The 23,977-nt window shown below is 68.4% G+C and carries 23 protein-coding genes; 9 read left to right on the top strand and 14 right to left on the bottom strand.

The window, feature by feature from the left end; genetic code table 11:
• Positions 1 to 74 precede the first annotated feature (74 nt).
• From ACFLIT_RS13740 to ACFLIT_RS13730, 3 genes are read right to left on the bottom strand one after another with little or no spacing between them, the layout of a single operon-like run.
• Entirely contained in the window at positions 75 to 1,511 is a 1,437-nt protein-coding gene (locus ACFLIT_RS13740; RefSeq protein ID WP_479911816.1) for a sugar porter family MFS transporter, read from the bottom strand.
• 9 nt (positions 1,512 to 1,520) lie between these two features.
• On the bottom strand, positions 1,521 to 2,279 hold the full coding sequence (gene xylB, locus ACFLIT_RS13735; RefSeq protein WP_479911815.1) for a D-xylose 1-dehydrogenase: 759 nt from the start codon (positions 2,277 to 2,279) through the stop codon (positions 1,521 to 1,523).
• Positions 2,276 to 3,430: a fumarylacetoacetate hydrolase family protein gene (locus tag ACFLIT_RS13730; protein ID WP_479911814.1), complete on the bottom strand. Its 1,155-nt coding sequence runs from the start codon at positions 3,428 to 3,430 to the stop codon at positions 2,276 to 2,278. The genes xylB and ACFLIT_RS13730 overlap by 4 nt, the downstream gene beginning before the upstream one ends.
• Before the next feature lie 253 nt (positions 3,431 to 3,683).
• On the opposite strand from ACFLIT_RS13730, the gene ACFLIT_RS13725 reads away from it, so the two are divergent.
• Positions 3,684 to 3,869 carry a hypothetical protein gene (locus tag ACFLIT_RS13725; RefSeq protein ID WP_479911813.1) on the top strand — a complete coding sequence of 62 codons (186 nt, stop codon included), beginning with the start codon at positions 3,684 to 3,686 and terminating at the stop codon, positions 3,867 to 3,869.
• On the opposite strand, the gene ACFLIT_RS13720 is transcribed toward ACFLIT_RS13725, so the two are convergent.
• The 4 genes from ACFLIT_RS13720 to ACFLIT_RS13705 form a co-directional block, all read right to left on the bottom strand.
• Positions 3,870 to 6,494: an ATP-binding protein gene (locus tag ACFLIT_RS13720; protein ID WP_479911812.1), complete on the bottom strand. Its 2,625-nt coding sequence runs from the start codon at positions 6,492 to 6,494 to the stop codon at positions 3,870 to 3,872.
• A gap of 90 nt (positions 6,495 to 6,584) precedes the next feature.
• The gene (locus ACFLIT_RS13715; RefSeq protein ID WP_479911811.1) at positions 6,585 to 7,346 is read right to left on the bottom strand and encodes a Crp/Fnr family transcriptional regulator; all 762 of its coding nucleotides are present in this window, start codon (positions 7,344 to 7,346) and stop codon (positions 6,585 to 6,587) included.
• Between the two features lie 9 nt (positions 7,347 to 7,355).
• Positions 7,356 to 7,565 (bottom strand): hypothetical protein, encoded by a 210-nt coding sequence (locus tag ACFLIT_RS13710; RefSeq protein ID WP_479911810.1) that lies wholly within the window; start codon positions 7,563 to 7,565, stop codon positions 7,356 to 7,358.
• A 290-nt stretch (positions 7,566 to 7,855) separates the two neighbouring features.
• On the bottom strand, positions 7,856 to 10,075 hold the full coding sequence (locus tag ACFLIT_RS13705; protein WP_479911809.1) for a hypothetical protein: 2,220 nt from the start codon (positions 10,073 to 10,075) through the stop codon (positions 7,856 to 7,858).
• Positions 10,076 to 10,192: 117 nt separating this feature from the next.
• Between ACFLIT_RS13705 and ACFLIT_RS13700 the strand changes: the two genes are divergently transcribed.
• Together ACFLIT_RS13700 and ACFLIT_RS13695 are read left to right on the top strand one after the other, a co-directional pair.
• The gene (locus ACFLIT_RS13700; RefSeq protein WP_479911808.1) at positions 10,193 to 10,876 is read left to right on the top strand and encodes a DUF6766 family protein; all 684 of its coding nucleotides are present in this window, start codon (positions 10,193 to 10,195) and stop codon (positions 10,874 to 10,876) included.
• A gap of 57 nt (positions 10,877 to 10,933) precedes the next feature.
• Positions 10,934 to 11,710, top strand: a complete 777-nt coding sequence (locus ACFLIT_RS13695) for an IclR family transcriptional regulator (RefSeq protein ID WP_479911807.1) — start codon at positions 10,934 to 10,936, stop codon at positions 11,708 to 11,710.
• On the opposite strand, the gene ACFLIT_RS13690 is transcribed toward ACFLIT_RS13695, so the two are convergent.
• The 3 genes from ACFLIT_RS13690 to ACFLIT_RS13680 are packed head-to-tail and all read right to left on the bottom strand — an operon-like array spanning position 11,707 to position 13,691.
• Complete coding sequence (locus ACFLIT_RS13690) at positions 11,707 to 12,054, bottom strand: L-rhamnose mutarotase (RefSeq protein WP_479911806.1); 348 nt, start codon at positions 12,052 to 12,054, stop codon at positions 11,707 to 11,709. The genes ACFLIT_RS13695 and ACFLIT_RS13690 overlap by 4 nt on opposite strands.
• The gene (locus ACFLIT_RS13685) at positions 12,055 to 12,843 is read right to left on the bottom strand and encodes an L-fucose dehydrogenase (RefSeq protein ID WP_479911805.1); all 789 of its coding nucleotides are present in this window, start codon (positions 12,841 to 12,843) and stop codon (positions 12,055 to 12,057) included. It lies immediately after the preceding gene.
• Positions 12,844 to 12,848: 5 nt separating this feature from the next.
• Positions 12,849 to 13,691 carry an amidohydrolase family protein gene (locus ACFLIT_RS13680; RefSeq protein WP_479911804.1) on the bottom strand — a complete coding sequence of 281 codons (843 nt, stop codon included), beginning with the start codon at positions 13,689 to 13,691 and terminating at the stop codon, positions 12,849 to 12,851.
• Between the two features lie 137 nt (positions 13,692 to 13,828).
• Between ACFLIT_RS13680 and fucP the strand changes: the two genes are divergently transcribed.
• The 3 genes from fucP to ACFLIT_RS13665 are packed head-to-tail and all read left to right on the top strand — an operon-like array spanning position 13,829 to position 17,501.
• Positions 13,829 to 15,148, top strand: a complete 1,320-nt coding sequence (gene fucP, locus ACFLIT_RS13675) for an L-fucose:H+ symporter permease (protein ID WP_479911803.1) — start codon at positions 13,829 to 13,831, stop codon at positions 15,146 to 15,148.
• A 15-nt stretch (positions 15,149 to 15,163) separates the two neighbouring features.
• Positions 15,164 to 16,456 (top strand): L-fuconate dehydratase, encoded by a 1,293-nt coding sequence (locus tag ACFLIT_RS13670; RefSeq protein ID WP_479911802.1) that lies wholly within the window; start codon positions 15,164 to 15,166, stop codon positions 16,454 to 16,456.
• Between the two features lie 31 nt (positions 16,457 to 16,487).
• Positions 16,488 to 17,501, top strand: a complete 1,014-nt coding sequence (locus tag ACFLIT_RS13665) for a 2-keto-3-deoxygluconate permease (protein WP_479911801.1) — start codon at positions 16,488 to 16,490, stop codon at positions 17,499 to 17,501.
• Positions 17,502 to 17,504: 3 nt separating this feature from the next.
• Here the strand turns inward: ACFLIT_RS13665 and ACFLIT_RS13660 are convergent, their stop codons facing one another.
• From ACFLIT_RS13660 to modA, 4 genes are all read right to left on the bottom strand, one after another.
• Positions 17,505 to 18,041: a YkgJ family cysteine cluster protein gene (locus ACFLIT_RS13660; protein ID WP_479911800.1), complete on the bottom strand. Its 537-nt coding sequence runs from the start codon at positions 18,039 to 18,041 to the stop codon at positions 17,505 to 17,507.
• Positions 18,042 to 18,086: 45 nt separating this feature from the next.
• A complete protein-coding gene (locus tag ACFLIT_RS13655; RefSeq protein WP_479911799.1) occupies positions 18,087 to 19,172 on the bottom strand; it encodes a ThuA domain-containing protein in 1,086 nt (361 codons plus the stop codon).
• Positions 19,173 to 19,274: 102 nt separating this feature from the next.
• Positions 19,275 to 19,655 (bottom strand): YybH family protein, encoded by a 381-nt coding sequence (locus ACFLIT_RS13650; RefSeq protein ID WP_479911798.1) that lies wholly within the window; start codon positions 19,653 to 19,655, stop codon positions 19,275 to 19,277.
• Between the two features lie 3 nt (positions 19,656 to 19,658).
• Positions 19,659 to 20,453, bottom strand: a complete 795-nt coding sequence (modA, locus tag ACFLIT_RS13645) for a molybdate ABC transporter substrate-binding protein (RefSeq protein ID WP_479911797.1) — start codon at positions 20,451 to 20,453, stop codon at positions 19,659 to 19,661.
• A gap of 27 nt (positions 20,454 to 20,480) precedes the next feature.
• On the opposite strand from modA, the gene ACFLIT_RS13640 reads away from it, so the two are divergent.
• The 3 genes from ACFLIT_RS13640 (at position 20,481) to ACFLIT_RS13630 (ending at position 23,939) form a co-directional block, all read left to right on the top strand.
• Positions 20,481 to 20,954 carry a molybdopterin-binding oxidoreductase gene (locus ACFLIT_RS13640; protein ID WP_479911796.1) on the top strand — a complete coding sequence of 158 codons (474 nt, stop codon included), beginning with the start codon at positions 20,481 to 20,483 and terminating at the stop codon, positions 20,952 to 20,954.
• A 118-nt stretch (positions 20,955 to 21,072) separates the two neighbouring features.
• Positions 21,073 to 21,597: a (2Fe-2S)-binding protein gene (locus ACFLIT_RS13635; protein ID WP_479911795.1), complete on the top strand. Its 525-nt coding sequence runs from the start codon at positions 21,073 to 21,075 to the stop codon at positions 21,595 to 21,597.
• The gene (locus ACFLIT_RS13630) at positions 21,597 to 23,939 is read left to right on the top strand and encodes a xanthine dehydrogenase family protein molybdopterin-binding subunit (RefSeq protein WP_479911794.1); all 2,343 of its coding nucleotides are present in this window, start codon (positions 21,597 to 21,599) and stop codon (positions 23,937 to 23,939) included. Before ACFLIT_RS13635 ends, ACFLIT_RS13630 begins: the two co-directional genes overlap by 1 nt.
• Positions 23,940 to 23,977: the final 38 nt, after the last annotated feature.

The following is a 23,977-nucleotide window of genomic DNA, read 5'->3' as shown; positions in this document are numbered from 1 at the left end:
GGATCCTCACTAAGCCATCTGACGCCGGGGGAGCGGCGCCTTCCAAATAGGGTTTGCCAGAGACGGGCGACAGGTCATCCGACCATCGCCTCGAGCTCGCGGCCACGGGTCTCGTGAACCCAGGCCTTGACCAGGAAATAGGAGATCAGGGCGCTGACCGCATAGAAGCCGTAGGTCGCCACCAGGCCGAGGCCGGCGGCCATCGACGGGAAGCTGACCGAGATGGCGAAGTTGGCCAGCCACTGGAACAGGCCGGCGACGGCCAGGGCCGAACCGCGCATCTGATTGGGGAACATCTCGCCGAGCATGACCCACATCACCGGCCCCCAGCTGATGTTGAAGAACACGACATAGGCGTTGGCGGCGACCAAGGCGATCAGGCCCGTCTGGCCCGGCAGGGTCAGGGCCCCGTCCACCACCGCGCCTTGCGAGAAGCACCAGGCCATGGTCCCGAGAGTCACGGCCATGCCGGCCGAGCCGATCAAGAGCAGCGGCTTGCGTCCGATGCGGTCGATCACCGCCATGGCGGCGAAGCAGGCGGCGATGGAAAGCGCGCCGTTGAGGATGTTGATCTTCAGGGCGTCGTTCTCGGAGAAGCCGACCGACTGCCAGAGGACCGCGCCGTAGTAGAAGACGATGTTGATGCCGACGAGCTGCTGGAACACCGCCAGGATCAGGCCGGCCCACAGCACCGGGCGAATCTTGCCGGTGGCCGGGTTGAGCAGGTCGCGGAAGCGGGGGCGATGGTCGGCGACCAGCGAAGCGCGGATCTCGGCTGCCTTGCGGGCGCCGGCGCCGGTCCCGAACAGACGCGAGAGCACGATCTCGGCCTCAGCGTCCCGACCGCGCGCGACCAGGAAACGTGGGCTTTCCGGGATGAACAGCAGGGCCACAAGATAGATCGCCGCCGGGATGGTCTGCAGCCAGAACATCCAACGCCACGCCGGATAGCCGCCCCAGAACTCGGCCTGCGAGCCGCCGGCCGTGGCGGCCAGGACATAGTTGGCGACGAAGGCCCCGGTCAGGCCGGTGATGATCATCACCTGCTGGATCGACGACAGCCGGCCGCGAATGGCCGCCGGGGTCACCTCCGAGATGTAAGCGGGCGCCAGCACCGAAGCGGCGCCGACGCCGAGACCGCCGATCAGACGGGCGACGATGAAGTGGGCCGAACTGTCGGCCGCGCCGGCCCAGAGGGCGCTGACGATGAACAGGGCGGCGGCGATCAGCATCACCGTCTTGCGGCCGATCTGATCAGAGAGGCGACCCGCGAAGAAGGCGCCGGCGGCGCAGCCCAGCAGGATGGCGCCCACGTTCAGGCCGGTGCCGAGCGCCGAGAGGTTGAAGGCGTGCTCAAGCCCGTCCTGGGTGCCGTTGATGACCCCGCTGTCGTAGCCGAACATGAAGCCGCCGATGGTCGCCACTGCGACGATCAGGGCGATGAAGGCCATGTTGACCCGATCGCCTCCGGCGAGGTCCGCTTGATCCGTTCCGCCGATCGGCCCCGCCATCGCCCTCTCCTACCGCCAGCCGGCGTCGACGAAATAGGCGTGGCCGGTGATCAGCCGCGCGTCGTCCGAAGCCAGGAACATCGCGAGCGCCGCGACATCATGCGGCTCCAACCGGCCCTTGAGGCACTGGGCGGCGACGATCTCGGCCTCGCCTTCCGGCGTGTACCACTTCATCTGACGCGGGGTTTTGACGTTGCCGGGCACGATGCAGCAGACGCGGATGCCGTCGCCGCCGAGTTCGCGCGCCATGGCGCGGGTCATGCCCTCGATCCCGGCCTTGGCGGTCTCGTAGATCGACAACTCGGGCAGGCCGAGGTGCCAGGAAATCGAGCCCATGTTGAGCACGACGCCCTGCCCCTTCGACTTCATGCCGGGCACGGCCGCCTGGGTCGCGAAATAGAGATGGCGCAGGTTGGTGGCGATCCGCTCGTCCCAATAGTCGGGGGTGACCTCCTCCACCGTGTGACGGTCGTCGCGGGCGGCGTTGTTGACCAGCACGTCGATGGCGCCGTGTTCGGCGATGACGCCGTCCATCACCGCCTTCAGGGCGGCGAGGTCGCGCAGATCGCACTGCCGGAAGATCGGCGCCGGCGACAGCGAGGCGAGCGACGCCTGCAGGGCCGTGGACTCCTCGACCGCGAAGTCGATGAACACCACGCGGGCGCCCTGGCGCGCGAAACCTTCGGTGAAGGCCGAGCCGATGCCCGAGCCGCCGCCGGTGACGACGACCAGCTTGCCCTTCAGCGAAGGATAGACCGCCGCGCTCATTGGGCGCCTCCCAGCAGGCCGCGACCGGCCAGATTTCGCATCAGGGCGGTGACGCCCAGAGTCCACGGCGGCGCGCCGGCGCAGTCGCAGACCTTGTTGACCAAGGCGCCGAGACGTTCGGAATGCACCTTCACCACGTCGCCGGCCTTGTGGGTGAAGCCCCGCCCGGGCGTGTCGCGGTCCTCGATGGGGGCGAACATGGTGCCGAGGTAGAGGGCGAAGCCGTCAGGATACTGGTGATCCTTCGACAGGGTCTGGCCAAGCAGCTCCAGCGGATCGCGGCTGATCAGCTTCATCGAGCTTTCGCCGGTCATCACGAAATTGTCCTCGCCGCGCACCTCGAGGGCGACCGTGGCGACGCGCACGTCGTCCATGGTGAAGCCATCGTCGAACAGGCGGATGAACGGGCCGACCGAAGCCGAGGCGTTATTGTCCTTGGCCTTGCCGAGCAGCAGCGCGCTGCGACCCTCGATGTCGCGAAGATTCACGTCGTTGCCGAGCGTGGCGCCAACCGGCTTGCCAGTCGGGTCGCAGACCACGACGATCTCCGGCTCGGGGTTGTTCCAGTGGCTGTCGGACCGCACGCCGATCCACGCGCCCCAGCCGACCGAGGCGAGGATCGGGGTCTTGGTGAAGATTTCGGCGTCCTTGCCGATGGCGACCTCAAGATACTGCGACCACAAACCGTCGGCGATCAGCACCTGCTTGAGCACGGCCGCCTGCTCCGAACCCGGCTTCACCGAGCTGATGTCCGCCCCCACCCGTTCGGCGAGATCGGCGCGGATAGCCTGGGCGCGCTCGGCGTCGCCACGCGCGCGTTCCTCGATGACGCGTTCGACCGCCGAGACGGCGAAGGTGACGCCGGAGGCCTTCACGCACTGCAGGTCGAGCGGCGACAGCAACCGAATCTCCGCCTCCCCGTCCCATTCCGCGGCGAGGTGCAGGTCTTCGAGATCGCCGAGATCGCGGCCTTCGGCGGTCGCCAGGCCCGGCCTGGCAAGGGCTTCGGCGGAGGTCGGGGCGAAGCGTGAGATGTCGATCACGCGGCCGCCGCGCACCAGCACGGGCGTCGGCCCCTCGGGAAGCGCCAGCCGGCCCAGGAACAGGCCCTGACGCCAGTCGGAAGGAAGGTTTTCGATAAGCCCGGTCATCTCCCACGCGCCCTTGGCGACCTTGTCGGCCGTTCATTTTGGTAGCGCTAACATTTCAAGCCGGGCGGCCTGCGTCAAGGGCCGACAGCAGGGCGAAGGCGAGGTGGAAAGGCTGAGTTGAGCGATTCAGCGATCATCGTTGCTCAGCGAGGCGCGAAGCTTCGAAGGTCGACGACCCGACTCTAATAAAAACAACGCTGTATTTCGAAATCTCGGCCGTGAACTCCGAGACGCGCCAAGCGCTTAGTGCACCATGATCCTCTATGTCGCCAAATCGCGATCCGGCTGGACGGTGCTCTCGGGCGCCGACCCCGTGCAAGACTTCGACCGCGTCGAGGAAGCCCGCTCCTTCGCCGCGGAGTTGCGTGATGAAGCCGCCGCCCGTGGCGAGCACGCAGTAGTGGTCGATGTCGCGGAATCGGCGTCGCGCAAGTCCTGATCAGCCGTCCAGCACCTCACGCACCTTGGCGGCGAGTTGCTCGAGGCTGAACGGCTTGGCGAGCAGGTTGGCGCCCGGCTCGAGCACCCCGTCATGCACGATGGCGTCGCGCGTGTAGCCGGTGGTGAACAGCACCTTCAGACCGGGACGCAGGGCGCCCGCGCGATCGACCAACTGGCGGCCGGTCATTTCGGGCATGACGACATCGGTGAACAGAAGCGAGACGTCTTGTCCCCGCTCCAACAGCGTCAGGGCCTCGAAGCCGTTCGACGCGTGCACGACGGTGTACCCCAGCTCGCGCAGGGCCTCCACCGAGAAGTTGCGGACTCGTTGCTCGTCTTCGACAACGAGAACGATCTCATGGGCCGCGCCCCCGCGCGGTGCGCCCGCGGCGCGGCGCGTGGCCGTGGCCTCCGCGCTCGAGGCGCGAGGCAGATAGATCTTGAAGGTCGTCCCCCGGCCGACGCTCGAATAAGCCCGCACATGGCCGCCGGACTGACGGACGAAGCCGAACACCTGTGAAAGCCCCAAGCCCGTGCCCTTGCCCACCGGCTTGGTGGTGAAGAAGGGGTCGAACGCCTTTTCCAACACTTCCGGCGGCATGCCCGTGCCGGTGTCGGTGACGGCGATCATCACATAGGCGCCGGCGGCCGTGTCGGTTTCGCGGCCGTAGTCGTCGTCGATGTGGGCGTTGGCGGTCTCGATCGTCAGGCCGCCGCCGTCAGGCATGGCGTCACGCGCGTTGACGGCCAGGTTGATGATAACGTTCTCGAGTTCGACCGCGTCAACCTTGGCCTTCCAGAGATCGGCGCCGAGGACCGTATCCAGTCGGATGGTCTCGCCCAGCGAACGGCCGAGCAGATCGGTGAGACCCGTGAGCAGTTCATTGACGTCGACGACTTCGGGCGACAGGGGCTGTTGCCGGGAGAACGCCAGGAGGCGTTGGGTCAGTGCGGCGGCTCGCGTGGCGCCTTCGAGCGCGCCGTCGATATACTTGCCGACGTCGGCGTCGCCGCGTCCGAGGCGGCGCTGGGTGAGATTCAGCCCGCCGATAATGATCGCCAGCATGTTGTTGAAATCGTGAGCAATGCCGCCGGTCAGCTTGCCCACGGCGTCCATCTTCTGCAGCTGACGAAGTTGCTCCTCGGCGGCGCGGCGGCTGCTTTCCTGAACGGCCAATTCGCTGGCGACCTCGTTCAGGGCAAGTTCCTGTCGGTCGACCCGCTGGGCCAGGCGCGCCATCGCCTCGGCCCGCTCGATCGATAGCCAGGTGAGCCCGGCGATTTCCTTGGCGAGGGAAATTTCGGCGGCCGTCCATTCCCGCACCGAGGCGTGATGCAGATAGATGCCCGCAGCCCAACGGCCGTCGTCGTGCAGCGGGATGCAGATGCCTGAGACGACGCCGTCGACCGCGTAGGCCGAAAGCGCCCCGTCCTGGTCCCGTCGGCTGTCGCTGAACACCAGGGCGCGACCGCTGGCGCGCTCGTGGCGGGCGTATTCCCCAAAGGCGCTGACAGATTGCTCGCCGACCAACGGCCCCAGCACGCCGTCGCCCCAGCCGGCGCCATGGTGCATGCGGTCGGACGACATCAGCCGGTAGAAGCCGACGCGGTTCACGCCCAGCCGGCGCCCGAGCATCTCGGCCGAAACGCTGATCACCTCTTCCGGATCGGTCAGGGTTCTTTGGCGCGCCGTCAGTTCGACGACGAAGTCGCGTTCCTCCTTGGCCGCCTTCAAGGCGATGTCGGAGGCCTTTCGCCCGGTGATATCGAAGCTCACGCCCGGGAAGCGTATGGCCCTGCCGGTCGCGTCCAGAACCGCCCGCCCCTGGGCGGATACCCAGTGCTCCTTACCGTCCGGCCCCATCAATCGATATTCCGAACTGAAGGCCTCGCCGCTGGCCAGGGCTCGGGCGACTTCGCGTTCCACCCGCGCCCGGTCTTCGACGTTCATGCCGGCGAAGAATTCGCCGATCGGCGCGCCCTCGGCCGCGCGGGCGGGATCGACGTTGTAGAGCGCGGCGAAACGGCTGTCGGCGACCACGCGGTCGGCCACGACGTCCCAGTCCCAGATGCCGATGCTGTTGCCGGCCGAAAGGGCCATCTCCAGCCGCTCGTCCGCCGCGCGGCGCTCCTGTTCGGCGACGACCCGGGCGGTGGTCTCCGCCGTGACGCACAGCATGCCGTTGATATGATCGTCGTCGTCGGTCACCGGGGAATAGGTGAAGCTCCAGTAGCTCTCTTCCGGCTCGCCGCCCCGGGCGAGGTCGAGCTTCATGTCGGTGACGCTTTGCGGCCGGCCCGCCAAGGCCCCTTCGACCAGCGGCGCGATATCGTGCCAGAGACTGGCCCAGAGCTTGCGGAACGGCGTGCCGAGCGCGTGCGCCGCCCGATAGCCGAGGATCGGTCGGTAGGCGTCGTTGTAAAAGGAAATCAGTTCGGGTCCCCACGCGAGATACATCGGCGTCGGGCAGGCCAGCATCATCGACACCAGCGCGCGCAGGGACTGCGGCCACGTCTCCGGCGGACCGAGCGAGGTCGAAGCCCAGTCGAAGGCGACCACCTCGGCGGCGACCGCGCTGTCGAGGCGCTTCAGGACATCAAACGGGCGAGCGGTGTCGATCATTCTGACTCGTAGCCGGCCGGCGAGGACCGATTACGCACTGATAGGGAGCGCGCGGCCGAGCACAAGCCCAAGCAGAGGCGCCACGGCGACCTAACCACCGCGATGGGGCGGAGCCGCTTCGGCCGCCGCCACCCAGGCGCGGCTGGCCGTGGCGTTGTCCCGGCGTGTGCGCCGGGACAGGCGCTCGAGTTGCCCCATATCGTTGATGGCGATGCGTCGTCCATTGCGGCTGATCACGCCCGAGGTTTCCAACTGCCTCAGCGCCCGGTGCACGTGCACCGCGCTGATCCCGAGATAGTCGGCGATCTGTTCCTGAGTGACGCGCAGATCGAGCGCGCCCTCCTCGCCCCGCCCGATCGCCGCCAGCCGACCGTAGAGGTCCAGCACCATGGCCGCGAAGCTCTCGACCGCCGACATGCGTCCGAGCGCGGTGAGTCGGTCCATCAGGGCCACCCGCTCGCGCTGGGCGCAGAGAAACAGCACCGCCGCCAAACGCGGCCAATTGGCCAGCAGGTTGCCGAATGCCGTGGCCGGCACACAGCTGACCGTCACCGGCGTCAGGGCGGTGAGGGTATCGACCGCCGCGGGCAGGCCGAGACTCGCGGCCCCGAGGATATCGCCGGGCAGGTGTATCTTGGCGATCTGGCGCTCGCCTTCGTCGAGTTCGATCGAGGACGCGACCCAGCCGTCGATCAACAAATAGACATGGCTCGGCGGCTCACCTTCCCGATGGATGATCTGGCGTGGCGCGAAGGCGAGAGTCGACTGAGCAATGCCGTTGAACCGGCGCAGCTCCGCCTCGGTGAAGCTCGCGAACTCGACCAGCCGATGCGGCGGAAATTCTTCAGCCATCCGTGCGGCTCAGAGCGCCTGGCAGTCGGCGGACCGATCCGTCGTCCTCGCCAGCTTCATGCGCGCCTTCAGCTGGTCGCGCAGGGACTTGCCCTGCATCAGTGGCCCGAGGCCGCGATAGCCCTCGCGCGCCAGCCGCAGCTTGATTTCGGTGACCGTGGCGACCTCACCGCTTTCGGCGAGTTCGAAGGCGCGTTCGAGAACGGATTTGTCTTGCATTCCGCCTTGGCTAGGGCGGGTCTGCGCGCGGTTCTCTAACCTAGGATAGAAAACCAAGGCCAAGGTCACTCCAAAGCGAAACCTTGGCGCATGGCGAGGCGGTTGAATGTCGTGAGGCCGACATTCGAGCCGTAACTTTACCGGAATTCCTCAGTTGGTGCGTAGCGCGCCGCAGATCGGGCTGCCGAGGAGCGTCGATTCCGCCGTTCGCGAATCCGCCGACGCCCAGATCGCCACGAGGCACAGGCATGCGGCTCCGATCACCGCCAAGGTTGCGCGGCCACTCAAGCTCAGGCCTCCCACTCGACGGTGACTTCCGCGCCACCCGGCAGGGCGTACTCGGTAAGCGGCTTGAATTTGCGCGGCCTGAGCGCCCTTCCCCGAAGGCTTAGCCTGACCTTTGGCCGCCGAGGCTTGTCCGGCGCGATGCGCAGGTTGCAGGTCATCTCCCCCACCCCATCCACCCGCAGGACGACCGCGCGGGGGCCAAGCGTGTCGATCCGACGGAGCGGATAGTCGCAGAACAGCAGGAATGGCGCGCCCGGCAGGCGGTGGAAGCTGTGCGCCGTGAAGATGAAGGCCGCGCCGCAGCCGTAGATTTCCTGCCCCACCTGCCCGGCCGGCTGACCGTCGGCGTAGAGGTCCTCCAGCGGAAACGACAGGCTGCGGTCGATGTGACCGTTTCGAATATCGGTGGCCAGGCATTCCGCCGGCAGGGTGTCCGGGTAGTAGAACCAGGCCCGGTCGAGGGCGTAGCGTCGATACTCGGTGACCAGCAGACGCGCGGCGTGGTCGATGCCTTCGGGCGCGGCGGACAGGTATTCGTCGAAAGCCGCCGCGCTCTCGTAGCACTCGTACATCGCCATGTAGGGCGCGTCGTGGAGGCAGGTGACCCCGAGGAAGTTTGGGTAGCACTTGGCCTTGTCGATCTCGGACTCCCACATGATGCTGTTGTGGAAGAAGCTCGCGAGGAAGACGTTGCTCTGCTTACGGAAATCTTCCTCTCCCGTCATCCGCCAGAGACTGAGCGCCGCCACTGCGCCCCAGGCCGTCAGGTTGGCCTGGTACTGCAGCTCGAACTCCATGCCGCGCGCCTTGAGCAGCGCCCGCTTGGCTTCCTCCAGGAAGCGATCGTCGCCGAACAGGTTGTGGGCTTGCAGCATCAAATAGGCGTAGAGGCCGCCGACGTCGGTCTGGCCGAGGCCGCTCTCGTTGCGGGCCTTGGTGATCACGGTGAAGTCGGTGATGTTGAACTGGATCGGCCAGGCGTAGTCGAAATGGCGCGCCGCCTTGATCGCGAAGTCGAGGCTGTCGCCCAACAGGGCGCGGGCCTTGGCGTCGCCCTGCTCCGCCAGCCGGGCGAGGTTCATCAGCGGATGGTAGAGGTACCAGCTGTCGACCGCGTCGGCGTCCTTGTCGTCGCCGACATTGGGCAGGTAGCGGCGGATGGTCTTCAGCTTGGGATCGTAGAAGCGCCCGAGGCCCGCCGTCAGTTCGGCCTGCAGCGGATGCGGCTCACCCTTCCATCGCCCGTAGTCGGCGATCGGCGACAGCACCGCCAATTGCACCATGCTGTCGGGATACTCCGTCGAGGTATAGGGATGGACGTAGGTGTGGCCGTAATGGCGGATCGTGGCGTCCGGTGACTTCTGCAGGTCGCGCAACGTCGCCTCGGCCCGGCCGGGCCAATCGTGATGGGTCGGCTCGGGCTTGCCGATCAGTGGATAGATATCGCCCAGCAGGCCCAGGAACTGGCGGGCGCACTGCTGCTCGTCGACCGGCAGATCGGACTCGAAGGCGATAAGGGCGTCGGACAGGGTCACCGGCTTGCCGGCCGGCAGCGGATTGACCGGCGGGCTGTCGCCGTAAGGCGAAGTCGGGGGCTGGTAGCCGAGCTCGGGCCATTCGCCGCCCACCGAGCCGTCGGGCCGCGTGTGCAAGATGTTGAAATAGTCATTCAGCGCCGAATAGTTCTGGAAATACAGCACGCCGCCGAAGGCGGGCTCTCGCAGGGTCAGGAAGATCAAGCCGCTGTTCAGCCCGCGTTGAGCGGCCTCGACCTTTCCGACCGTGTCTTCCGGATCGTCCTCGGTGGACAACGGATAGAGATCCCGCGGCAGATAGGGGACCAGGGTCTCTACCGCGGGCGTGAAGCGGGTGGTGCAGCGGAACACCGTGCGCTCGACCGGCTCGAACCTCAGATCAACGTCGAACTGGCCAACCGCCGCGGTGATGCGCCATCGGCTTTCGTCCAGGCGTTCCGCGCTTAATCCACCGCCGAAGGCATAGGCGCAACGGAGCGCGAGGCCGCCGCGCCCCGGCCGCCGGATGATCGCCCAAAGGGAGTCGCGCCCCAGGCGCACGTTTACCTCCAAGGCGCGATTGGCGAGGGTTCCAAGCGACCGCATCGTCCCGTCGCGGAGCTCCGCCCGGAGGCTGACGGCGCCGAGCGTCAAGGCGTGGGCCGGCGCGCTGTGGCGTTGAGCAGGCTTGGTGGCGGTCCGGCTCATGGGAATGATCCTCCAGCTTCGGCTTCGCCGCTGCCGAACGAAACCGACAGCCTTCGGTTGCGGCCGAATGGAGCGCTACGGGATCGGGCGCGTTGGCGGCACAAAAGGAGGCGTCTCATGCCCGCCATCCCCGCCGGCGACCGCCACTGGTTGCGCGACAACGCCCTGACGGTGGTGCTGCTCTCCGTGTTCGCCGTAAGCCTGGTCGGGCAGTCGATCGCCGGCTTTCACGCGGAGAACGCCGAACGCCTGCAACACGGCCAGACGGCGCTTTCCGCCTTCGCATACCTCACCGGCGGAGCCTTCCTCTCCGCGCTGTTCGAGAACTGGGAAAGCGAGTTCCTGCAGATGTGGGCCTATGTGGTGCTCACGGCCTACGCCATTCAGCGCGGCTCGCCCGAGTCGCGCGATCCGGACGCTGAAACCCCGCAGGACCGCGATCCCGCCCTCGACGCCGCCAAGCCGGACGCGCCGTGGCCCGTGCGCCATGGGCGCCTCGCCCGCCTGCTCTACAGCCACTCGCTCGGACTGACGCTGCTCGGACTGTTCGCCGTCTCCTTCACCCTGCATTGGATCAACAGCGCCCGCGCGGCGGCCGACGAGGCGGTGCGGCACGGCCAGCCGCCGCCCGGCCTCGTCGCCTATCTCGGCGAGCCGCAATTCTGGTTCGAGAGTTTCCAGAACTGGCAGAGCGAGTTTCTGTCGACCGCCGTGTTGATCGTTCTCGGCGTCTTTCTTCGCGAGCGCCGGTCTCCTGAGAGCAAGCCCGTCGGCGAGTCTCACGCCAAGACGGGCGGTTAGCGGGGCGTTGCCCGCCTTCCCCGGCTCGTTAGACTGCGGGGATCAACGAGGGGCTCAATGTCGGACGGGGAAGACGATCGGCGCTATCGCGCGCCCGCGCTTGAAAAGGGCCTCGACATCCTTGAGCGGCTGGCTGTCGCCGACCGGCCGATGACGGTGACCGAGATCACCGGCGAACTCGGCCGCTCCTACGGCGAGCTCTTCCGCATGGTGCAGGTGCTCGAGCATCGGGGCTACATCGCCCAGGACCCGGCCACCGACGGCTATCGCCTGACCGACCGCCTGTTCTCGCTCGGCATGCAGCGGCCGGTGATCCGCTCGCTGGTCGAGGTGGCGCTGCCGCAGATGCGGCGGCTGGCCGATCAGACCGGACAGTCCTGCCACCTGGCGGTGCACACGCGCGGCGAGATGGTGGTGGTGGCGCGCATGGAGTCGGGTGAACAGCTCGGCTTCTCGGTGCGGGTCGGCTACCGCCAGCCGCTGATCGATACGGCCTCGGGCGCGGTGCTCTACGCCTTTCAGCCGGCGGACGTGCGCCAGCGCTGGGAGACGATGTTCGATCCCGCCCTGCCCGCCGCCGCCGTCGAAGCGTTCCGCGAACATGCCGACGCGGTGCGAGCGCGCGGTCTGGAGGAGCGCGACGGAGCCTTCGTGGCCGGCGTGGTCGACATGTCGGCCCCGATCCTGCGCGGCGGCGCGGCGGCGGCGGCGCTGACCATGCCGTTCCTGCGGCGGCGCAAGCCGGTGGTCGATCAGGCGACGGCGGCGCACAGGCTGCGCGAGACGGCCGAACGCATCGCCTCGCAGCTCGTGGAAGCCGACAGCCGCCTCTAGGGCTGGTCCGAGAGGGCGAAAATCCGCTCGGCGGGCAGCCATTTCTCGCCCGGCTTCGCGGAGGCCAGCGGCTTCTGGAAGCGGCTCATCAGCGTCTCCCAGGCGATGGTCGCCGGATCGGTCGCGTCGGCGGCGGCCTTGGCGGCCGGATCGAAGCCGGGGCCGGTGCGCATCAGCATCACCATGCGGTCGTCGCGCTGGAAGATTTCCATCTCCTCGACCCCGGCCGCGCGTATGGCGGCGGCGATCTCGGCCGGGATGCCGCCGGGCCGGTGCCAATGGCGGTACTCGGCGATGAGCGCGGCGTCGTCGACGAGGTCGAGGAAGAGGACGTGCAGGGTCACTCAGGCCTCCGGGCCGGTCAGCGCCCGGTCGAGGTGGAGGTAGCCGCCGTCGGGCGAAATCCACTGACCGGTGGTGTGGGACGCGCGCGGCGACAGCAGGAAGACCACGGTGTCGGCGACCTCGCGGGCGGTGGTCATCCGGCGGCCGAGCGGCACGCCCGCGCCGATGGCGGCGATCTTGGCGTCGGGGTCTGGGAAGCCCTCGGCCCAGCGGCGATACATCGGGGTCATCACCTCGGCGGGGATGACGGCGTTGACGCGGATGTTGTCCTTCAGAAGGTCCGCCGCCCACTCGCGCGTGAGGCCGAGCTGCGCGGCCTTGGCGGCCACGTATCCGCTGGTGCCGCCCTGGCCGGTCAGCGCCGTTTTCGAGGCGATGTTGACGATGGCGCCCTGGCTGCGCCGCAGCTCCGGAAGGCAGTAGTGGGCCATGCTGTAGTAGTGGCCGAGGTTGGCGGTCAGCGAGGCCAGAAAAGCTTCAAGCCCGCGCTCCAGGCCGACGCTGTCGTTGGCGCCGGCGTTGTTGACCAAGCCATCCAGGCCGCCCCCGCGGGCGACGACTTCCGCCACCGCCGCCTTGCAGGCCGTGTCGTCGGTCAGTTCGGTCTGGATGAACAGGGTCCGCGGTTGCAGGCTGCGAAGCTGCGCCTCGAAGGCCGAATCCAGCGCATCGCGGCCGAGAATGACCGGGATCGCCCCCTCCTCGGCCAGAACGGTGGAAATCGCCCCGCCGATGCCGGAGCCGCCGCCGGTGACGATCACCGTCTTGCCGCCAAGCCCAAGGTCCATTCCGCCTACTCCCGCCCGTCCAGGGCGTAGGCCCGCCGCGCGGCCCCGCCGAACACCGAGGCGGCGTGCTCCGGGCAGCGCCGCGTCACAAAGTCCTCGATCAGACCCTGCACCTGGTCGTAAGCCGCGGCCAAGGTGCAGACCGGCCAATCGGAGCCGAACATCAGCCGCTCGGGGCCGAAGCATTCCAGCAGGTGGTCCAGGTAGGGCGCGATGTCCTCGGCCGTCCAGGCCGCGTGATCGGCTTCGGTCACCAGGCCGGAGACCTTGCACCAGACATTTGGCAGGCGACCGATCTCGGCGATGGCGTCGGCCCAGGGCCGCCAGCCGCGCTCGCGGATCTTCGGCTTGGCGCCGTGATCGAGCACGAACCGCCCCTCGCCCACGGCGTCGATGAAACCCGGCGCGTATGGCGCCTGGTCGGCGACGATCAGCAGGTCGTAGGTCAGGCCCCGTCGGGCGGCCTCGCGAACGCCGGCGATGAAGCCTGGGCGGCGCAGAAAATGCGGGTCGGCCTCGTCCTGCACCATGTGGCGCAGGCCCACTAGGCGGGGGTGATAGAGCCGCTCAAGCCGCTCGCCGACATCCTCGGCCTGCAGGTCGCACCAGCCGACCACGCCGGCGATCCAGGGATGCTGCTCGGCCAGATCCAGCATCCAGCGCGTCTCCGCCTCGCGCTGTTCGACCTGCACGAGGATGCTGTGGGCGAGGCCTCCCTTGTTCAGCAGCGGCGCAAGGTGCTCGGGCAGGTGGTCGGCGGCCAGGACCGAGCCCTCGGTCACCCACGGCAGCCTCGCGGCGTCATAGGCCCAGAAATGCTGATGAGCGTCGATGGCGTCGGGCGTCATCGTGCGAGCCCGGCTTGCGAAGCATACTCACATATGACACTGACTTTCATATATGCAGATTTAGAGCGCGATCGCGATCCCGGCAAGCGCACGAAGAAGGCGCAGGCCGAGACGACGACGAGCCGGGGAGAAAGCGCATGCACGGTGTCGCCGACACGGGTGAGGAGACCGCCCGCCCCTCCGACCGCTTTGTGATTCCCGGCTTCATGCCGGGTTTCATCCTGGTCACCAGCCTGTTCTTCCTGTGGGCCCTGGCCAGCAATTTCAACGACATCCTGATCCGGCAATTCCAGAAAGCCCTGTCGCTCGACCGGGCCGAGGCCAGCCTGATCCAGCTGATGTTCTACCTCGGCTATTTCTTCATGGCCCTGCCCGCCGGGCTGGTGATCCGCCGCTTCGGCTATCGCGCCGGCATCTTGGTCGGTCTTGGGCTCTACGCCGCCGGCGCGGTGTTGTTCTGGCCGGCCGCGGAGGTGCGCCTCTACTGGCCGTTCCTCGGCGCCCTGTTCGTGCTGGCCTCGGGCGCCGCCTTCCTGGAAACGGCGGCCAATCCCTACATCGTGGCGTTCGGCGATCCACGCCGGGCGGCCCAGCGCCTGAACCTGGCCCAGGCCTTCAACGGCGTCGGCGCCGTCCTGGCCCCCATCATCGGCGGCCTGTTCATCTTCTCGGGCATCGAGCATGGGGCGGACGCCCTGGCGGCGATGAGCCCGGCCGAACTCGACGCCTACCGCGCCAGCGAGGCGCACATGGTGCAAGGGCCCTATCTCGCCCTGGCGGGGGTGGTGCTGCTGGTCTTCCTCGCCACCGCCGTCGTCGCCCTGCCCAAGGTTTCCGCCCCGGCCGAGAAGGGCGAGCGTATCTCGCTGGGCGGTCTGCTGGCCGACCGGCCGCTGATGGCCGCGGTGATCGCCCAGTTCTTCTACGTCGGCGCACAGGTCGGCGTGTGGAGCTTCTTCGTCGACTTCACCAAGGACATGATGCCGGCGACTCCGGAGAAGACCGCCGCCTTCATGCTGTCGGCCAGCCTCGGCCTGTTCATGATCGGCCGCTTCGCCGGCGCGGCCTTGATGCACAAAATCCCCGCCCCGCGCCTGCTGCTGATCTTCGCCGTCGCCAATGTGCTGCTCTGCGCCGTCGCCGGCCTGACCAGCGGCGCGGTGGCGGTCGCCGCCCTCGGCCTGACCAGCTTCTTCATGTCGATCCAGTTCCCGACCATCTTCGCCCTCGGCGTGGAGGGCCAGGGCCGCCGCACCTCGCTGGCTTCGTCCCTCATCATCATGGCGATCATCGGCGGGGCCGCCGCCCCGCCCCTGATGGGCCTGATCAGCCGCACCGGCGGCGGCCTGCGGCTGGCGATGATCGTGCCCCTCGCCTGCTTCCTAGTAGTCGCCCTCTTCGCCCGCACCCGCACCAAGACCCCCGTCGCCCTCGCAACCTCCCCGATCGCGCCTTGAAGGACTGACCTACCGATGACCCGTATCACCGGCCTGCGCACGGCCGACGTCCGCTTCCCCACGAGCCACCATCTCGACGGCTCGGACGCCATGAACCCCGACCCCGACTATTCGGCCGCCTACGTCATCCTGGAGACGGACCAGGCGGGCCTCGAAGGCCATGGCCTGACCTTCACCATTGGGCGCGGCAACGAACTGTGCGTCGCCGCCATCGAGGCCCTGCGTGAGCGGGTGATCGGGCTGGAGCTGGACTGGATCAGCGCCGACCCCGGCCGCTTCTGGCGGCACGTCACCGGCGACAGCCAGCTGCGCTGGATCGGCCCGGATAAGGGAGCCCTGCACCTGGCCACCGGCGCGGTGGTCAACGCCGTGTGGGACCTGTGGGCCAAGGCGGCCGGCAAGCCGGTCTGGCGGCTGGTCGCCGACATGACGCCGGAGGAACTCGTCCGCGTGGTCGACTTCCGCTACCTCACCGACGCCATCACCCCGGACGAGGCCCTGGCGATGCTGCGCGAGAAGGCGGCCGGCAAGGCCGAGCGGATCGCCACGCTCGAGGCCGAGGGCTACCCCTGCTACACCACCTCGGCCGGCTGGCTGGGCTATCCGGACGACAAGCTGCGCCGCCTGGCCGCCGAGGCCGTCGACGCCGGCTTCCGCCATATCAAGATGAAGGTCGGCCGCGACTTCGAGGACGACGTCCGCCGCCTGACCATCGTGCGTGAGACTGTCGGCCCCGACGTCGAGCTGATGATCGACGCCAACCAGGTGTGGGAAGTCGGCGAGGCCATCGACTGGGTGAAGAAGCTCAGCTTCGCCAAGCCCTGGTTCATCGAGGAGCCGACCAGCCCCGACGACGTGCTGGGCCACGCCGCCATCCGCAAGGGCGTCGCGCCGGTGAAGGTGGCGACCGGCGAGATGTGCCAGAACCGCATCCTGTTCAAACAGTTCATCACCGCCGGCGCCATCGACGTGGTGCAGATCGACGCCTGCCGCCTGGGCGGTCTGAACGAGGTGCTGGCGGTGTTGCTGCTGGCCGCCAAGTACGGCCTGCCGGTGTGTCCGCACGCCGGCGGCGTCGGCCTCTGCGAATATGTGCAGCACCTGGCGATGATCGACTACGTCTGCGTGGCCGGCACCCGCGAGGGCCGCGTGGTCGAATACGTCGACCACCTGCACGAGCACTTCGTCGATCCCTGCGTCATCAAGGACGCCGCCTACATGCCGCCGACCCTGCCGGGCTTTTCGATCGAGATGAAACCGGACAGCATCGCCCGCCACATCCACGGCGCCGGTCGAGAGGCCGCTTAAGAGTCCTCAAGGACCACGGGGAGGTTTTCGCGTGCAGATTCCGATCAAGCGGACCATCGAGAACATCCCCGGCGGGTTGATGGTCGTGCCCCTGCTGCTGGGCGCGATCATCAACACTCTGGCGCCCGAGACGCCGAAGTTCTTCGGCTCGTTCACCGGCGCGCTGTTTACAGGTCCGGCGACGATCCTGGCGGTGAACTACGTCTGCATGGGCGCGAGCATCAGCTTCAAGGCGACGCCCTACATCCTGCGCAAGGGCGGCACGCTGCTGGTGGTGAAGGTCGGCATCGCCATTCTCTTGGGGATCATCTTCGGGCGCATCCTCGGCGAGCGGCCGATCGACCAGGGCTTGTTCGCCGGCATATCCACCCTGGCCATCGTGGCGGCGATGAACGACACCAACGGCGGCCTCTACATGGCGTTGATGGGTAAATACGGCCGGCCGGGCGACGCGGGCGCCTATGCGATCATGTCGCTGGAGTCCGGGCCGTTCCTCACCATGGTGACCCTGGGCGTCGCCGGGCTCTCGGCCTTCCCCTGGCAGACCTTGCTGGGGTCGATCCTTCCGCTGGTCGTCGGCATGATCATCGGCAACCTCGACCGCGAAATGCGGATATTCCTCAGCGCGGCGGTGCCGGTGCTGATCCCCTTCTTCGCCTTCGCGCTCGGCGCGGGCCTGAACCTCGGGGCGGTGTGGCACGCGGGGCTGCTCGGCCTCGGCATGGGCGTGGCGGTGGTGGTGGTCACCGGCATTCCGCTGTTCTTCGCCGACCGGGCGATCGGCGGCACCGGGGTCGCGGGCGTCGCGGCGGCCTCGACGGCGGGCAACGCCGCGGCCGTGCCGGCGGTGATCGCCCTGGCCAATCCCGTCTACGCCGAGGCCGCGCCCTCGGCGACGGCGCTGGTGGCGGCCTGCGTGGTGGTGACCGCCCTGCTGGTGCCCCTGGTCACCGCCTGGGTCGCCAAGACCTACGGGATGCCCGAACCTCTACCGGACGAAGAGGACGCCCTGCCCGCCAACATCCCACCGCCCCCGGCGCACTGAGCCTCAGAGCGGCGCGGGCGTCATCCGCAGGGTCTCCGGCGCGCCGCCCGGCGTCCGGGTGACGGTCAGCCGCCGACCGCCGTCGATGGGGTCGATGCTGTAGGGCGCGCCGGGCGGAACCACGCCCATGTCGTAGGCGCCTTCCGGGGCGATCAGCCAGGTGTGGTCCAGCAGGCGCACGACCACGTGCCACCCCCCGCCGGACCGCTGGGCCTGGCCGCGCAGGAACGACAGCATCGGCTCGCGCCGCCAGGCCAGCGGGTTGTCGACATCGACGTGAGCCACCAGCCGAGAGCCGCCCATGTCCAGGCCGAGGATGACCTTGGTGCGGTCGGGCTTCAGCGCTTCCGGCACGAAGGCCGGCGAGGTCAGCCAGGTGCAGGAATAGATGCGGCAAGACGGCGGGCGTTCGTCGTAGATCTTGCAGCCACGCCCGGGCAGGCAATGGGGACACCAGCGGCCTTGCGGCTTCGCCAGTTCCTCAATGCCCATCACCTTGCAGCAGAGGGTGCAGGAGCCGCATGTGCGACCGTCAGTCATCCACGCCCCGTACAGCCTCGCCGGCTTGAGCGCTACTTCCCCGCGCTACTTCACGGACGGGCTGTCGTCGGCCGCCAGATCGCCGGCGGCGTATTGGATGCCGGCCTGCCATTGCTTGAGGACGGCCGGCATGGCCAGCACGTGTTCGCTGTGGCCGAGCGAGGAGTAGTAGACGCGGCCCTGGCCTTCCTTGTGAATCCAGCTGATCGCGTAGTCGCCGTCGGTCCGCTTGGTCTCGGCGGTCTCCTTGGCTTTGTCCTCGGCGCTCATCTTCGGATAGTCGATGCTGGTCAGCACGTGGACGTTCTTCCGCGAGAAGCTGTCCATAGTGAAGGTGTAGAGTTCCTCGTGCACGGTGAAGCCCTTGCCGCCGAAGCCGGCGTTCAGCGGGCTCTTGGCGTCGTCGATCTTCACCGGAATGGCCTGGGGGTAGAACCAGTGCCACTTGAAGATGCCGCCGGCGATCTTGTTCCACTCCGGCCAGGTGCCCTGGATGCCGCCCGGGGCGTTGGCGTTGGTGTGGTAGCTGTCGGTGGCGGCGTGGAACAGGGCCAGGCCGTGGCCGCTGCGCACGAAGTCGAGCAGCGCTTTCTTGCGGGCCTCGGTGCCCGCCGCGTCGTCCTTGTCGTCGAGGAAGGCGCCGGTGGTGTTGTTCAGCACCAGCACGTCGTACTTGGCCAGGTTGGCGGCGGTGATGTCCTTCTGGTCGAAGGAGATGTCGGTGGCCCAGCCGCCGTTCTTCTCGCCCATCAGCTTGATGGTCCAGGCGGTCAGCGGGATCGACGAGTGCACGAAGCCGCCGGGCTTCGAATAGACCAGCACCCGGCGCGCCTTCTTCGGCTTGGCGGCGAGTTCGTCCGGCAGGGCGTCGATGGTGGCCCAGACGTCCTCATACTGCGGCACGAGGTTGGGCGCGCCGTTGGTCGAGCCCTGGCGCATGCCGGGCGAATTCGGCGTCGGCTTCACGCCGCCGGGTGCGTCGGGCATCACCAGGCCGGGGCCGCGCGGACGGGCCGGCGCCGCGCCAGGCGCACCCGTCGGGGCGGCGCCGGGCGGTGCGGCCGGAGGCTGAGCGAAGGCCAGGGTGGCGCACAGACCGACCAGGCCGGCGGCGCCCACGGCGAGTTTCATCGTCTTCGAGACCATTGTTTCCCCCGGTAATTATTTCGCCGTGACCTATGGCGTTGGCGGGAGAAAAGCAGGCTTGAGCGAACTAATCCAGGGCCGGCGACGCTATTCGCTGAGCGTGATGTAGAGCTCGCGCTCCAGAAACCACTGCCCCCGCCCCTCGCGCCAGGCGGCCATGTAGCGCCCGCTGACCTCGACGCCGCCTTTCCAGGTTCCGACCCAGCGGCCCGTCTCCGCCGCGCGGTCGCCGCCGACGGCGATCTCGACCGTCTCGGTGGTCCGCACATAGGTGACGAAAGCCGGGTCGGCGAACTGGCCGGCGAAGGCCGCGACCACGGCGTCGGCGCCTTGGATCAACTCCCCGGAGCCGACGATCAGCAGCATGTCGTCGGTCATGTGCGGCCGCAGGCGCGCCGCGTCGTGGGCGGCGATCAGGCGATTGGTCAGCTTGCGCTTGGCGCGGACGGCGGCGTCGGCGGAGGGCATGGATCAGCGCTTGGGGCGAAGCACGGTGAAGCCGTACCGGCGGAACACCGCCTCTGCGGCGGGCGTGCCCAGGTAGTCGAGAAAGCGCCGGGCGACCGGCTCCTCCGAGCGCGCCAGCACGGCGGCGGGGTAGACGATCGGCGGATGGCTGCCCGGCGGGAACAGGCCGACGATACGCACGCCCGGATCGGCCTTGGCGTCGGTATCGTAGACCACGCCCAGCGGCGCCTCGCCGCGCGAGACATAGGCCAGGGCGGCCCGCACATTGTCGGCCGAGGCGACGCGCCCCTCGACGCTGGGCCAGACGCCGAGCGAGGTCAGGGCCGCGCGGCCGTAGCGACCGGCCGGCACCTCGGGCGCCGCCATGGCCAGGCGCCCGCCGCCGAGCGCCCGCGCCAGGGGCATGTTGCGGCCGACCGAGAGCCGCACGGTGGAGCGGGCCGGCGCGATCAGCGCCAGGCGGTTGGTCAGGAGGTCGCGCCGCGTGCCGGCCTTCAGCAGGCCGCGCCGGTCGACCTGATCCATCCAGTCGGTGTCGGCGGACATGAAGATGTCGGCCGGCGCGCCCGCCTCGATCTGCCGCGCCAGGGCGGACGAGGCCGCGTAGGACAGCCGCACCTCATTGCCGGTCGATTGGCGGAACGCCGCCGCCTGGGCGTCCATCACATCCTTCAGGGAGGCGGCGGCCAGCACGGTGACCGGCGCGCGCGCCGCCGCCGGGCCGGCCACGGCCAGGGCTGCCGACAGGACCAGGGCGACAAGCAGAGCCCATCGCCGCGTAACCCCTGCTAAGCTCATGGCGCTCCCCCCGCGCTGGATTCGATCATGCTGAAATATCTCCTCGCCGCCGCCGCCCTGGCGGCCGGTCCGGTTCAGGCGCAGACCCTGGCGCTCAAAGGCCCGAACGTCACCCGCACCTTGACCGCCGCGGACATCGCCGCCCTGCCCCACGTCGGCGTGGTGATGGACGATCATGGCGAGAAGGTCTCCTTAGAAGGCGTGCCGCTGCGGACCCTGGCCACCCTGGCCGGCGCGCCGGAGGGCGAAGCGGTCCGTGGACCGCAGCTCACCTCCACTATCCTGATTTCCGCCAGCGACGGATACCGCGTCGTCGTCTCGCTGGGCGAGATCGAGCCGACGCTCGGCAAGGCCAAGGCGGTGCTCGCCGACCGCCAGGACGGCAAGCCGCTGGGCGACGGCCAGGGGCCGTTCCGCCTGATCATCGAAGGCGACGGCCGCCCGGCGCGCTCGGCGCGCAACGTCATCGGGGTCGCCCTCAGCGGGCCGATGGCGCCCTGAGGGCGACTGATTGATGAATTCGGCTCACAAGCACAAGTCGCTGGGGGCGACTAATCCGCGCCCCTGATCAGGAGTAGCCTCCTTAAGTGGACGCCTGCGCGCTGAGAGGGATTTGGCGATGATCAAGCTGAAGGTGAACGGCGCCGAGCGCAGCGTTCAGTCGGCGCCGGATACGCCGCTGCTCTATGTGCTCCGCAATGAGCTGAACGTCATGACGCCGAAGTTCGGTTGCGGCCTCGCCCAGTGCGGGGCCTGTTCGGTGCTGCTCGGCGACGAGGAAATCCGCGCCTGCGTCACCCCGATCTCGGCGCTTGACGGCAAGGAAGTGACCACCGTCGAAGGCCTGCCGGCGCGCTGGGCGAAGCAGAAGAAGCTGCCGGCGCCGAAGGCCGGCGAAGAGCGCCTGCACCCGGTGCAGGAAGCCTGGATCGAGGAGCAGGTCCCTCAGTGCGGCATCTGCCAGTACGGCATGATGATCAAAGTGACCGAGCTGCTGGAAAGCAATCCGAAGCCGACCGACGCCGACATCAAGGCGGCCCTGACCACCTCCGGCCCCTCGCCCCATCTCTGCCGCTGCGCCAGCTACGCGGCCATCCTCGACGGCGCCCACCGCGCCGCCAAGATCATGTCGGGGCAAGTCTGATGAAGCTGCTCGAAACCGCCTCCGTCCATGGCGCGACGCTCAGCCGTCGCGGTTTCCTCGGGGCCGGCGGCGCCCTGGTGGTCTCCCTGGCCGTCGCCCCGTCCGCGACCCGCGCCGATGCACAGCTCGACGCCGGCCCGACCTCGTCGATGGACCCGAGCCGCATCACCTCCTGGATCGAAATCCGCGAGGACGGCGCGATCCTGATCCGCACCGGCAAGTGCGACTTCGGCCAGAGTTCGATCTTCACCGCCTACCGCCAGATCGTCGCCGAGGAGCTGTACGTCCCCGTCGAGGCGATCACCACGGTGGTCACGGGGGACACGGACAGCACCCCCGACGGCGGCGGCACGTTCGGCCTGCTGCGTGGCGTGCAGAACCTTCGCAAAGCCGCGGCCTACACCCGCGAGGCCGCCATTGAGCTCGCCGCCCGCAAGTTCGGCGTTCCGCGCGATCAGGTCACCGTGAAGGACGGCGTCTTCGCCGGCGGCGGCAAGACCGAAACCTACGGCAAGCTGGTGGCCGGTCAGGACCTGCAACTGACGATTCCGGTGCGCGGAGAGCTGACCAGTTTCGGCGGCCTGCAGGTGGCCGGCGATCCGCCGCTGAAGCCGACCTCGCAGTACACCATCGTCGGCCGGCCGGTGAAGAACCCGATCCTGCCGGAAAAGATCTCCGGAAAGACGACGTGGGTCGGCGACGTGAAGCTGCCGGGGATGCTGCACGCCCGCGTCATCCACCCCGCCACGCTGGGTTCGACGCTGGTCTCGGCCGGCAAGGTCGACACGAAGAAGTATCCCGGCAGCCGCGTCGTTGTGATCGGCAACCTCGTCGCCGTGGTCTCTCCCGACGAATGGCAGGCCATCCAGGCGGCGCAGGAGGTCGCGACCGACACCAAATGGACCGAGTGGAAGGGCCTGCCCGGGCACGAAAAGCTCGCCGAGCACCTCGAGAAGGTGAACTGGAGCGAAGTCCCGTCGACGAAGAGCGGCGCCACCAAGGGCGACGCCGTCGCTGAGGCCGCCAAGGCCGCCAAGACCCACTCGGCGACCTATTTCGTGCCGTTCATGAAGCACGGCCCGATCAGCCCGACGGTCTCGCTCGCCGATGTGAAGCCGGACGGATCGGTCGAACTGCACACCCACACTCAGAACCCGCAGTTCCTGCGCATGGCCATCGCCAAGATGCTGGCCAAGCCGGAGTCGGCGGTGGTCATCAAGACCTATGCCGGCGCCAGCCACTTTGGCCGTTCGAACGGCGGCAACGCCGGATCCGAGGACGAGGCGGTGCTGCTGTCCAGGGCGGTCGGCAAGCCGGTGCGCGTGCAATGGATGCGCGCCGACGACGTGCAGTGGTCGACGCAGTCCTCGGCCATGCTGTCCAAGATCAGCATCGGCCTCGACGCCGAGGGGAAGATCTGTTCGTACCAGGCGACCCACAGCGGCCCGCCGATGCAGGACGACCGCCCGATCGGCGCCGTCCTCGCGGGCCTGCCGACCATCGGCGCCCCGACGCCCGACAACCGTAACGGCCTGCAGCGGGTGAACATGGGCATCTCGGACCGATGGGTCTACGACGAGATCGCCAATGTCTCCGAAACAGGCCAGGCGACCTATCCCATCGGCCAGAGGGAATCGAAGCTGGAAATCGGCCTGCGCAACCACTCGATGCGCACCCCGATCCAGTTCCAGCAGAACTTCCCGCGCGAGAACGCCATCAGCGAGGCGGCGGCCTTGGCGGGCAAGGACCCGCTGCAGTTCCGCATCGACCACACCAAGGACGAGCGCTTCAAGACCATCCTGAACCGGCTCCGCACCGAGGCCGGGTGGGAAACCCGCACCTCGCCCTCCCCGCAGGCGCGTGCGACGGGAGCCCAACCCGTTCGTGGCCAGGGCGTCTCGATCATGCATCGGGACCAGGGCTACTGGGCCTGCGCCGTGCGGATCGCCGTCACCCCGGAGAGCGGCGAGGTGAAGGTCGAGCGGATCACCACCGTCATGGACCTTGGCATCGTCGTGAACCCGCTGCAGCTGAAGCGGCAGGTGCAGGCCGGCTGCCTGATGGGCGTCAGCGAGGCGCTGCATGAAGAGGTGGCCTTCGACGAGGGGGCCGTCACCTCGGCCGACTGGGGCAGCTATCCGATCCTGACCATGGAGGAGATGCCCGAGGTGCAGGTCGTCATCGCCGCGCGGCCTGAGTTCGGAGAATATGGGCAAGGGTCCGAGAGCGCCAACGCCCTGGCGGCGGCGGCCATCGCGGCGGCGTTCTTCGATGCGACCGGCAAACCCGCCCGCCGCCTGCCGCTGCGGCCGGACTATGTGAAAGGCATGCTGACGGCCTGACGGCGCGGGTCATCAACCGTGACTATCAGCCCGGACGT

It is taken from the genome of Caulobacter sp. HJHS_5 (assembly GCF_056683955.1).
This window is presented reverse-complemented; position numbering and strand designations above follow the sequence as displayed.